The organism is Alkalibacillus sp. S2W (genome assembly GCF_046764385.1).
Classification (GTDB): domain Bacteria; phylum Bacillota; class Bacilli; order Bacillales; family Alkalibacillaceae; genus Alkalibacillus; species Alkalibacillus almallahensis.
The window spans coordinates 1,992,672-2,004,844 of sequence record NZ_CP177234.1; the positions used below are offsets into that span (position 1 = coordinate 1,992,672).

The 12,173-nt window shown below is 39.1% G+C and carries 11 protein-coding genes and 1 riboswitch; of the genes, 2 read left to right on the forward strand and 9 right to left on the reverse strand.

Annotation, left to right across the window (positions count from 1 at the left end):
- Window position 1 precedes the first annotated feature (1 nt).
- Window positions 2-514 (forward strand): gamma carbonic anhydrase family protein, encoded by a 513-nt coding sequence (locus tag ACKXGF_RS10635; RefSeq protein WP_411953699.1) that lies wholly within the window; start codon window positions 2-4, stop codon window positions 512-514.
- A gap of 59 nt (window positions 515-573) precedes the next feature.
- On the opposite strand, the gene asnB is transcribed toward ACKXGF_RS10635, so the two are convergent.
- Window positions 574-2,457 carry an asparagine synthase (glutamine-hydrolyzing) gene (gene asnB / locus ACKXGF_RS10640; RefSeq protein ID WP_411953700.1) on the reverse strand — a complete coding sequence of 628 codons (1,884 nt, stop codon included), beginning with the start codon at window positions 2,455-2,457 and terminating at the stop codon, window positions 574-576.
- A 194-nt stretch (window positions 2,458-2,651) separates the two neighbouring features.
- The gene (gene metK, locus ACKXGF_RS10645; RefSeq protein WP_411953701.1) at window positions 2,652-3,851 is read right to left on the reverse strand and encodes a methionine adenosyltransferase; all 1,200 of its coding nucleotides are present in this window, start codon (window positions 3,849-3,851) and stop codon (window positions 2,652-2,654) included.
- A gap of 215 nt (window positions 3,852-4,066) precedes the next feature.
- A riboswitch (SAM riboswitch) is annotated at window positions 4,067-4,172 on the reverse strand.
- Between the two features lie 201 nt (window positions 4,173-4,373).
- On the opposite strand from metK, the gene pckA reads away from it, so the two are divergent.
- On the forward strand, window positions 4,374-5,969 hold the full coding sequence (pckA, locus tag ACKXGF_RS10650) for a phosphoenolpyruvate carboxykinase (ATP) (RefSeq protein ID WP_411953702.1): 1,596 nt from the start codon (window positions 4,374-4,376) through the stop codon (window positions 5,967-5,969).
- Between the two features lie 193 nt (window positions 5,970-6,162).
- Here pckA and ytkD read toward each other — a convergent pair whose 3' ends face one another.
- From ytkD to menH, 7 genes are all read right to left on the reverse strand, one after another.
- On the reverse strand, window positions 6,163-6,636 hold the full coding sequence (gene ytkD, locus ACKXGF_RS10655) for an RNA deprotection pyrophosphohydrolase (RefSeq protein ID WP_411953703.1): 474 nt from the start codon (window positions 6,634-6,636) through the stop codon (window positions 6,163-6,165).
- 26 nt (window positions 6,637-6,662) lie between these two features.
- Window positions 6,663-7,226 carry a hypothetical protein gene (locus ACKXGF_RS10660; protein ID WP_411953704.1) on the reverse strand — a complete coding sequence of 188 codons (564 nt, stop codon included), beginning with the start codon at window positions 7,224-7,226 and terminating at the stop codon, window positions 6,663-6,665.
- 242 nt (window positions 7,227-7,468) lie between these two features.
- A complete protein-coding gene (locus ACKXGF_RS10665; protein ID WP_411953705.1) occupies window positions 7,469-7,801 on the reverse strand; it encodes a hydrolase in 333 nt (110 codons plus the stop codon).
- A 53-nt stretch (window positions 7,802-7,854) separates the two neighbouring features.
- A complete protein-coding gene (gene menC, locus ACKXGF_RS10670) occupies window positions 7,855-8,973 on the reverse strand; it encodes an o-succinylbenzoate synthase (RefSeq protein ID WP_411953706.1) in 1,119 nt (372 codons plus the stop codon).
- 4 nt (window positions 8,974-8,977) lie between these two features.
- A complete protein-coding gene (locus ACKXGF_RS10675) occupies window positions 8,978-10,429 on the reverse strand; it encodes an o-succinylbenzoate--CoA ligase (RefSeq protein WP_411953707.1) in 1,452 nt (483 codons plus the stop codon).
- Window positions 10,430-10,533: 104 nt separating this feature from the next.
- Complete coding sequence (menB, locus tag ACKXGF_RS10680; protein WP_411953708.1) at window positions 10,534-11,352, reverse strand: 1,4-dihydroxy-2-naphthoyl-CoA synthase; 819 nt, start codon at window positions 11,350-11,352, stop codon at window positions 10,534-10,536.
- 12 nt (window positions 11,353-11,364) lie between these two features.
- Window positions 11,365-12,171 carry a 2-succinyl-6-hydroxy-2,4-cyclohexadiene-1-carboxylate synthase gene (menH, locus tag ACKXGF_RS10685; protein ID WP_411953709.1) on the reverse strand — a complete coding sequence of 269 codons (807 nt, stop codon included), beginning with the start codon at window positions 12,169-12,171 and terminating at the stop codon, window positions 11,365-11,367.
- Between the last annotated feature and the right edge of the window lie 2 nt (window positions 12,172-12,173).

Sequence of the window (12,173 nt, forward strand, 5' to 3'; positions counted from 1 at the left end):
CATGATTTTACCATATTATGAACAATTCCCATCTATTGATCAGACGGCTTACATAGCTGATGATGCTGTTATTTCAGGGGATGTCACGATTGGGGCCTACAGTAGTATTTGGTTTAAAACGGTGATCCGTGGTGATGTTTCACCAACCATAATCGGTGAAAACGTCAATATTCAAGACCAGAGTATGTTACACCAGAGTCCTAATATGCCTTTAGAAATCGAGGATGGTGTCACAGTTGGCCATCAAGTATTACTACATTCTTGTAAAATACGCGAAAATGCATTAATCGGGATGGGGACAACCATTCTAGATGGAGCTGAAATCGGCGAGAATGCATTCATTGGAGCAGGAAGCTTGGTACCACCAGGAAAAACCATTCCAGCCAACACTCTAGCATTTGGTCGACCAGCAAAAGTCATTCGTGATATTACGGATGAAGATATACAGGAAATGAACCGAATCCGTAAAAGTTATGTTGATAAAGGACAAGTTTATAAACAAAACCAAGAATAAATCCTCTTAATAATAGAAAAGCAAGCTTACTATGTTTAATTCATAATAAGCTTGCTTTCTTATGATTCTTCTTTCTGTAATTCCGTTATATCATAGACACCTTCCACAAAAATTTGATGCCATAACATAAACATAAGTACAGTCCATATCTTTCTACTATAATCATTCTTACCTTCTCGATGAGCCGTTAACATTTTTTCGATCACCGTTTTGTCTAGTAAATGACTTGTCTGGCTATTGCGGATTAGTACCATCGCCCAATCGTAAAGTTCGAGTCTTAACCAATGTTTAATGGGTACAGGGAATCCAAGTTTCTTCCTGTTCAGCACATGCGGAGGTACAACTGTTTCCATCGCCTCTCTCAATATTGACTTAGTCGTCCCATTAGCAATTTTATATTCAGTCGGGATTGAACTCGCTACACGGAAGACTTCTTGATCTAGAAATGGAACCCTTAGTTCGAGAGAATGCGCCATCGTCATACGGTCAGCTTTCAAAAGGATGTCACCACGTAACCATGTGTGTATATCAACATACTGCATCTGATTCACTGGGTGAGCATTCTCTACTTCACGATATAAGGGATTCGTGAAGTTTTGATAAGTTGATTGATCATCATAATGTTTTAACAAATTCTTTTTTTCTTGTTCTTCAAACATTTTCGCATTTCCAATATATCGATCTGATAATTGGGTCGTCCCGCGTTCTAGAAAACTTTTTCCTCTCACTCCTTCAGGCATAACCTTAGCCACACGTTGTAGCAGCTCTTTTGCTGGTCCTGGAATGGAATCAAAAACCTTTAAAGATTCTGGCTCACGGTAGATATTATAACCACCAAATAACTCATCTGCTCCTTCCCCTGAAAGAGCAACCTTCACATGCTTTGATGCTTCTCGGCTAACAAAATAAAGGGGAACACAAGCAGGATCAGCTAAAGGATCATCATTATGCCACATAATCTTGGGTAGCTTTCGGACGTACTCTTCTGCAGAAATGACATAAGAAATATTCTCAACGCCAAGCTCCTCAGCAGATTCCTGTGCCACATCAATTTCAGAGTACCCTTCTCGCTCAAACCCAACTGAAAAAGTTTTGATATTAGGATTTAATTCCTTTGCCATTGCGACAATTATGGTAGAGTCAATGCCCCCTGATAAAAATGACCCAACTGGTACGTCACTTCTCATATGAACATTCACTGAATCAAACATGACATCTCTTATTTGCTTCATTAGTTTTTTCTTTTCTGTCTGAACTGGTGTGAATCGAGCATGAAAGTACCTTTTGAATACTGGTTCGTCACCAGGCTTCATTTTAAACGAATGACCTGGCTCCACTTTATGAATACCTTCTGTCATCGTCTTTGGCTCAGGTACAAATTGAAAGCTTAGATAATGTTGTAAACTTTCTGCATCGACGACCTGCTGCTCCATTGCTAAACCGATACTCTTCTTCTCAGATGAAAAATAAACCCCTTCTTTTTGTCGGCTGTAGAATAATGGTTTAATTCCAAATTCATCTCTTGCTCCTACTAAGAGCTCTTCTTCTTTATCCCAGATTAAAATAGCGAACATCCCACGCAAATACTTAAATGCTTCTTCACCGTATTTCGCATACATGGCCAAGATTACTTCCGTATCCGAATTTGTGGAAAACACATAACCGTCATTAATCAGATCAGTTCTTAATTCCACATAATTATAAATTTCACCGTTATAAACGATCCAATAACGATCATTTTCGTAAGGTAGCGGTTGGTGACCGCCCTCAAGATCAATAATACTTAACCGTCTAAATGCAAATGATATGTATTCATCAAAATAAAAACCTTCATCATCAGGTCCACGGTTGGTAATTATGTCATTCTGTTGTTTAATAAAATCCTTAGCTTGTTCAGTTAATTCAGTTTCTTCGTTTCTAATGAATCCAATGAAGCCACACATGCTGCAATCCTCTCTTCCGTCAATAATTAGAACAATTATACAACCGCAGTCTTACCACCCTTGTTAAAACTTACTAAATTGTTCCTGTTATAACTGACGGATTTCTGTGCATTTAGGTTTCATTGCAGACACACAAATTGGCAAAAGACTTAAAAAAGCTACCAAACTTAAGTTTGATAGCTTAAACCAATAACCTATTGATGGATTTTTGATTTTAATGTTTCGACTCGATCGGTTCTCTCCCAAGTGAAATCTTCATCTAAGCGGCCAAAATGACCGTAAGCTGCCGTTCGCTTATAAATCGGACGACGGAGATCTAACATTTTTATTATACCTGCCGGGCGTAAATCAAACGTATCGCGCACGGCTTCGACTAATTTCTCTTCTGAAACTTGACCTGTTCCAAACGTATCAACAGCAATTGACACTGGTTGAGCCACACCAATCGCATAAGCTAATTGAACTTCACATTGATCAGCAAGTCCAGCTGCGACAATATTTTTCGCCACATAACGTGCCGCATAAGCCGCTGATCGGTCCACTTTAGTCGCGTCTTTACCACTAAAGGCACCGCCACCATGACGAGCATAACCCCCATAGGTATCGACAATGATTTTACGTCCTGTCAGTCCAGCATCACCTTGAGGACCTCCGATGACAAATCGACCTGTTGGGTTAATGAAGAATTTCGTCTTATCATCAATTAAGTTCTCTGATACAACAGGCTTAATCACATGTTCATTTAAATCGGCTTTAATTTGTTCGAGGTCAATTTCAGGATGGTGTTGTGTTGAAATGACAATCGTATCGACACGTTCTGCTTCTCCATTTTCATCATATTCCACAGTTACTTGTGTCTTACCATCTGGTCGTAAATATGGGATTAATTCAGTTTTTCTGACATCTGCCATTCGTTTGGATAGTTTATGAGCTAATGAAATGGGCAGTGGCATTAATTCTTTCGTCTCGTTGCTAGCGTAACCAAACATTAAACCTTGGTCACCAGCACCTATAGACTCAATTTCTTCATCTGACATTTGACCTTCCCGTTTTTCATAAGCCTCATCAACCCCTTGGGCAATATCAGCCGACTGTTCATCAATCGATGTTAATACAGCACATGTTTCATAATCAAAGCCATATTTAGCACGCGTATAACCAATATCTTTTACTGTATCACGCACAATCGTCGGAATATCGACATAGGTTGATGTTGAGATTTCACCTGATACTAAGACTAGTCCTGTTGTGATCGTCGTTTCACAGGCGACGCGTGCATTGGGATCACGAGAAACGATTTCATCTAAAATCGCATCGGAAATTTGGTCAGACATTTTGTCAGGATGGCCTTCTGTCACAGATTCAGATGTAAAGAGACGACGTTGTTTCGTCATAACTAGAGATCCTCCTCATTTGTTTAATGGAACGGATTTCATACCCTTTGTACAAAGCATGGGTTCACTTCATGGTTCCTTTATAGTTTTGCTTTATTTTCGATAATCGGCTCTGTTAGAATAAAGTTAATTCATAGTTTCAATACAAACAAACCTTATACCAATAAAAAAACCTTTCCCAATTTAGACAAGGGAAAGGTATGTATAGCCTTTCGCTCTTATCGTCCAAGGGTCCCCTTGCATCAGGATGAGCACCTGTCACAAATGTGATGGTTGCCGAGCTTCATCGGGCCTGTTCCCTCCACTTACTCTGGATAAGAGAAATACCGTTTACTGCTATATCATAACGTGAGGCTTATTTCGTGTCAACTTTTGACACCTTCATTTAGTAATGGCAAGATTTCACTAAAATCCGTGTAAAAATTTTATAAATAGTGTGGTTTAATTTATAAAATGTGTTATACTAATAACGAATTATGTCATATACATAAATACATATTTTATATAAAGGGTGATCTGGTAATGAAAACTATTGAAGCTGATACACTGGTATCACAATTATCAAACGCTAATCAGACGGATAAAAATTTATCCATTGCGGAACTAGTTGAAAATATTTTAGCACGTGATGAAGGAATTTTAACCTCAACTGGTGCCATCAGAGCAACAACTGGCCATTATACTGGTCGCTCACCCAAGGATAAATTCATCGTTGAAGATGAAGAGACGAAAGATCGCATCGATTGGGGCGAGGTTAATCAACCTATAGACGAAAGCGTATTTAATAATCTTTTGCATAAAGTGACGGATTATTTAGCTGAACGTGACCAACTATTTTCCTTTAAAGGATTTGCTGGAGCCGATGAAAAACATCGCCTTCCCATTGAAGTGATCACAGAATTTGCTTGGCATAATTTGTTTGCTAATCAGATGTTCATTCGTCCAAGTGCTGAGGAATTATCAGAGCATGAAACCAAATTCTCGGTTATTTCTGCTCCACACTTTAAAGCGGACCCAGAAACGGATGGAACAAATTCAGAAACTTTTATTATTGTTTCCTTCAAGCATCGAATTGTTTTAATTGGTGGAACAGAATATGCTGGTGAAATTAAGAAATCGATTTTCTCCGTGATGAACTATATGTTACCCGAGAAACAAAATGTTTTACCGATGCATTGCTCCGCCAATGTTGGTGAAGAAGGCGATGTTGCTTTATTTTTCGGCCTATCAGGGACAGGAAAAACAACCTTATCTGCTGATGAGAACCGTCGTTTAATCGGTGATGATGAACACGGTTGGTCACAAAGCGGCGTTTTCAATATTGAAGGTGGTTGTTACGCCAAGACGGTTAACTTATCAGCTGACAAAGAACCGCAAATTTATAATGCGATTCGATTTGGAGCCGTATTAGAAAATGTCATGATTGATGCGAAAACTCGTTTACCAGATTATGATGATACGAATTTAACGGAAAATACTCGCGCGGCATATGCCATTGACCATATCGACAATATTGTTGAACCAAGTATTGCAGGTCACCCTAACACTATTATTTTCTTAACGGCAGATGCATTCGGTGTGTTACCTCCAATCAGTAAATTAACAAAAGAACAAGCTATGTATCACTTTTTAAGTGGTTATACGAGTAAGTTAGCTGGTACTGAACGCGGTATTACTGAACCACAGGCAACATTCTCAGCTTGCTTTGGATCACCTTTCTTGCCACTACCTGCTGCAAATTATGCTAAAATGTTAGGCGAGAAGATTGACCAACATGATGTGCAAGTTTTCCTAGTTAACACAGGCTGGACTGGTGGAGCTTATGGCGACGGTGAGCGCATGAAATTAAGCCATACACGAGCTATGGTGCATGCAGCACTCGAAGGCGAGTTAAATAATGTCGATTACATCCAAGATGACATTTTCGGTTTATACATGCCAACTACTTGTCCTGGCGTTCCTAGTGATGTTCTTAACCCTAAGAAAACATGGAACAATGACGAAGCATACGAAGCGAAAGCTCAGGAATTAGCGGTTAACTTCCACGATAACTTCAAACAATTCAATTATGTGACGAAAGACATCGCAGAAGCAGGCCCTACATTTAAACACTCATAAATGATTCAACTTGATCCGAACGAATTCTTTCAAGAGTTCGTTCGGATTTTTATGTCCTGATATGAAGATGGTACATGCTAAATGCCTTTTCCATTGAGTGACACGATTTTTCCATCGATTTCAATAAACTCACCATCACGAATAAATCACATAAAAAAGGTGGAATTGTTTAACGCGAACAATTCCACCTTGCTTATGATAAAAAGCGTTTATTGACTTCTTCTAAAGAAATTTTCAATACCTGATCTTTCATCATAAAACTATACTGTTTATTCTTCTTTACATTCTTCGGTAATTCGTCTAATAATACAGGGCCTTCCGTTTCAAAATAATGCTTTCGCTCATCTAATGAATGGACATCAGCGAAGTATACATTTTTTACAATATCTCCACCTTTACCATCAACATAATATTGTCCGATAAACGTTAATGTTGAAATAACGCCACCCGTTTCTTCGTAAACTTCACGTTTAGCTGCGTCTTCAGCTGTTTCACCTGGTTCCACTTTGCCACCAGGAAACTCTATTCCACGGTCACGGTGTTGTGTTAATAACCATTTATTTTGATAACGAGCAATGACCCATACATGCTTTGCACTATTCGAAAACGGCATCTGACCCTTAACGAATTTTACGGTATTATTATAATAATCCTTAAAAACTTCCACTGGAACACGGTCCTTTATCTCTTTTCTTATTCGTACTGTATATCCATTATATACGGTTGACCGCTATCCTTCAATTGAAGTTCAAACTTAATTGTATATTCTCCATCAAGCTCAGTTTGATTTGTTTGTGTAATAAGAATGTTTCCATCTTCTGTTGTTTCTTGTTCATAATCTTCGGCAATTTGAAACCATGCTGGTGTTTCCGTTGGGATGATATAAAGGTTACCATCGCGTTCTTCGTAATAACGATCCACGAATTTGTCAACTACTTCCGGTTCTGCTAAATCACTGAAGCTTTCTTTATATGCTTTCATTGAGTCATAGTTTTTCACTTCATATTGACTACTAGTATCTTGAATCAATTGATCCATGAAACTGCTCGTTGCTTGAACAACTTCACCTTTACTCAATTGTGGATTTTCTTTGTTTGCTAATTTAACTTCGCCACGTTCACGTTCCTCAAAATTTATATTTGATTGTTCTGAACTTTGGTATTGACTTGGTGCTGCATTAAGTTGTGAATATGAAAAAGGAATAAGTACGAGTAATGCTATGCTTACAACTGCTAGTCCAACGAATGAACGTTTCATTTTGTCATCACCTTTCTTTTTGCTGCTTACGCTCATATTATCTTTATGCTCTGTTTTCCTTTTTAATGACCGTATGAAACATAAAAGTCACAAAAGATTATCAATCACGCCATTTAGCTCTGATAATATCCATAATCATCCACCAACCTAGGCCTAGGTCAAATAAAATAAGCAAGTCCACATGTTATATGCGAACTTACTTCATTAGACGGTTCATTTCCTATTTTCGTTTCACTTTAAAATTAATCATCTTCAATTCGATCAAATTGATCAAAAAAAGACATCGATTCGATATGCTGTTTCGTTTCATGGTCACCTAGGTTATAAAGCATTTTATAACCTTTCATCATGTAATAATCATAAGCATCATTCTCTTCATCACGATGATATTCTTTAAAAGGTAACGTCGCTCGGAACGCAGTAGCATCTTCCGCACCTTTCAGTTCATCAAAACACTCACGCAACGAGATGATCTCATCTGGGTTTCCATAAATGACAAAATCATCATTATTACCTGCCTTCGCTTCTGAAATTTCACCAGATTCAATACTGACATAAAATTTTCGACGATCCATCAAACCACCTCATATCTTAATGTTAGTCGGTGGTTAAAAATTATACATTCAAACTATAATTGTTGAGTCGTTTTCATATCGAAATCGAACTGTCTGACCGTTAATTTCTCCAACCGTTTTTGATCGACTTGGACACCAATGCCTGGTTTAGTTGGCAATTCAACTAGTCCATCTGTCACTTTAAACGGTTGCTTAATAATATCGTGTTCCCAGTATCGCTCTGATTCTGATAAATCACCAGGTAATTTGAATTGTTCCAGTGAGGCCAAAATGACATTATGAGCTCTACCAATTCCCGTTTCTAACATACCCCCACACCACAGCGGCATATTCGCAACTTTAGCGTACTCATGAATCATCTTAGCGACTTCATACCCACCAACTCGTCCTAATTTCACATTAATCGTGTCCGCAGCATCTAACTCAATTGCCTGAAAAGCGTCATGTTCTGAAGTAATGGATTCATCTAGACAAATTCGTGTTTTCATTTCCTTTTTCAATTGGTGGTGATAATAAAAGTCATCTTGTCGAAATGGTTGTTCGATCATATGTAAATTAAGATCATCAAGTTTCGTTAAATGAAGCATATCTTCTGGTTCATAAATACCGTTACCATCAAACATAATAGGCAGATCACCTAGTAATTCTTTCGCTTGTTCAATGGTCTCACGTTCCTGCCCTTTTTGGACTTTTAACTTATACCTTTTATAGCCTTTTTTCATGTAAGTTTTCACTTGTGATGCTAAATCATCGGTTAAGGACAGGACCACGCCACTTTCTACATGGTTGTAAGTACCGCCAATTATATCTTTAAGTGGTTTGTTGAGTTGTTTAGCATATAAATCCCACATAGCTGTTTCAATACCAGCTTTGGCCATTTGATGACCCTGAATACCACTTAACGTACGATGAACTTGATTTGGGTGATCTATTTGCGCTTTTTGAATAACAGGTAGGATAAAATGCTTTAACATATCCCATGCTGTTGTCGTCGTTTCTGGTGTATAAAATGGATCAGCAAAAGCAACACATTCCCCATAACCTACATGACCGTCGTGATCATATACTTCAATGATTAACGTATCACGGGTGACAACTAGGCCGTTAGCCGTCTGAAAGGGTTGCTTCAACTTCATCGCAACCTGCCTAACGGTAACCTCTTTTATATTCATAGGATCACTCCTCTAAACGTGCTTGTAATTGATGGCGTAATAATTTCTTAGCTGCGTTTCTGGGTAATTCATCTGTTTTGTACCAAGCTTTAGGGACTTTATAATTTGCTAAATGGTTTTGACAATAAGTCGTTAATTCCTGTTCATCAATTGGTTCACGTTCAACAATAAAAGCCACAGGGACTTCTCCCCAGCGCTCACTCTTCTGACCAACCACACCAGCATCGGCGATATGCGGATAACCTTTTAACACACTTTCAATTTCAGCTGGATAAACATTTTCTCCACCTGAGATAATTAAATCCTTGCGTCTGTCCACGACATAAAGAAAACCGTCTTCATCAAAATAACCTAAATCACCTGTTTTAAGCCACCCATTATGCAGTTTAGCTGCGGTTTCATCAGGTCGTTTATAATAACCTTTTGTGACACTAGGTCCGTGAACGACAATTTCGCCCACTTGTTGAGCAGGTAATGACTCATCATCTTGAACAATGTCCAGTTGATTAGGAAATAACGGTTTGCCAGCAGAACCTAGTTTGTCGAAGGCATTCTGATCGTCAAGGGTGCAAAATTGTGAGGCTGTTTCTGTCATGCCGTAAGTTTGATAGACAGGAACACGCTTATCCTTAGCTCGAGTTAATAGCGGTTTAGGCGCAGGGCCACCACCTAACAGCATACAACGGAATTGTTCAGGGTAATAATCGTCTCCTAATCGTTCCAGCAATTGATCTAACATGACCGATACGACAGACATAATCGTTACACCCTGATTCATGATATCGTTATGGATCGCTTCAACATCAAATGATTCGTGTAAATGAAGCGGAATCCCATAAATGACACTGCGATAAACGATAGATAAACCACCCACGTGAAACATCGGTAAGCTTAATAACCAGCGATCATGGGCATACAGGCCTAAGTTAAGCGCTGAGCCATTCGCGTTCCACCAATGATTCCCATACGTTAGTTCCACACCCTTTGGTTGTCCCGTTGTCCCAGACGTGTAAATTACATGGGATAGGTCATCTAAGTCTATGCTATGACTTTTTTGCTTCAGTGGCTGATCAAGATTCCCGCTATGGATGTCAATTATGTTCAAGTCACCCTCAACTAAGTTTTCATAGCGTTGATCTAAAATGACAGCTGATACGTCGCCATCTTGTAGCTGAAAGGCAATTTCTGCTGATGACAGGCGAATATTCATGAGAAAGCTGACAGCGCCGATAAGATTCAAAGCATGAATGGTAACAAGGAATCGATAATGATTGGGTGAAATTACTGCGACATGGTCGCCTGACTTAATACTTTCTTGTTTTAATTGTGATGCCATTGATTTGGCATGGTGATAAAGTTGTGAAAAGGAATAGGTTGTGCCATCTGGTAACTTCACCGCGTCCGTATGTGGTGATAAATCAGCGCGTTTCTCCAACCAGTTGATCATCGTCGTCATAGAGCATGTTCCTTTCTTAATTATGTATAAACTAAAGAAAGAAGGTTGGTATCAAACGATTATTCATTTGATACCAACCAACTTGTTTGACTTCATTTAGCGACTTAAGGGAAACGTGGGAACTGATCGAAGTCAGGTTTACGCTTCTCTTTGAATGCGTCGCGACCTTCTTTTGCTTCTTCTGTTGTGTAATATAGTAGTGTTGCGTCGCCACCCATTTGTTGCAGGCCAGCTAAACCATCTGTGTCTGCATTAAATGAAGCTTTTAAGAAACGAAGGGCTGTTGGTGATTTTTCTAGCATTTCGTTACACCACTGAATCGTTTCTTCTTCAAGCTTATCTACAGGTGCGACTGTGTTAACAAGTCCCATCTCACGCGCTTCTTCAGCACCGTATTGACGGCATAAATACCAAATTTCACGGGCTTTCTTATGGCCAACGATGCGAGCCAGTAAACCTGCACCATATCCAGCATCGAAGCTACCAACTTTCGGACCTGTTTGTCCAAATACAGCATTATCAGCAGCAATCGTTAAATCACAGACAACGTGTAACACATGTCCGCCACCAATCGCATAACCCGATACCATGGCTACAACTGGTTTCGGAATAGTACGAATTAAACGTTGTAAGTCTAGTACATTTAAACGTGGAATTTCATCTGTCCCTACATAGCCACCATGGCCTCGTACAGATTGGTCACCACCTGCACAAAATGCTTTTTCACCTTCACCAGCTAATACAATAACCCCAATATTTGAATTATCGCGTGCGCGAGCAAACGCATCGATTAATTCTTGTACTGTTAACGGGGTAAAAGCATTGCGTTTTTCTGGACGGTTGATCGTAATCTTCGCAATTCCATTATACGTTTCATACTTAATTTCTTCGTAATCGCGTTCTTTAGTCCATGCAACTGCCATTATGTAACCTCCTTAGATTGAATCAGATTTAGTTAAAAACTCACTTACTATTTTACCAAAAATTTTGGGACTTTCCAGATATACAGCATGACCTGTTTTAGAAATTTTTCGAAATTGAGCATTTGGTAGGTATTCATGCATTTGTTCATTGATTAAAACAAACTTTTCATCCTCCTCACCAACGACTAATAATGTCTCAGTTGCCAGTTGTCCTAGGCTTTCCCAAAGGCTTGCTTGTTTTCCTGTCCCCATCGTACGTAAAGACAATGCCAGACCTTCAGGCGCTTGTGCTAATCGCTCTTGCCTAATGTGCTCTTGCTTTGTTAAGGACAGACGTTTTTGCGTAGCAAACAAAGGGACTTTTTCCCAGTAATCAACAAAAGCTTCAATTCCCTCACGCTCGATCATATTTGCTAATTTCTGATCTTGTGCTTCTCGTTCTAGGCGTTTATCACCTGATAATCCAGGCGAAGCGCCAACTAATATGAGTTGATTGACCATCTCAGGAAAGTAATGAACAAACATTAACGCTGTACGACCACCCATGGAATACCCGATTAAATCGACATGGTTATGCCCAAGTTGATGAATGATAGATTTCAAATCATGGCAAACATCTGACATGTTTGATACATGCTTAGCGTCTGTCTGTCCATGACCTGGCAAATCAATGAGCACCAGTTGTCTATTGACCTGCAGGTAAGAAATTATTTCATTCCAAGTGTCCATAGTTCCAGTAAACCCATGTAATAAAACGAGCGGTTTTCCTTCGCCTATCACATTCACGTGGTAGTGATGATCACCTACTGTTATATACATTT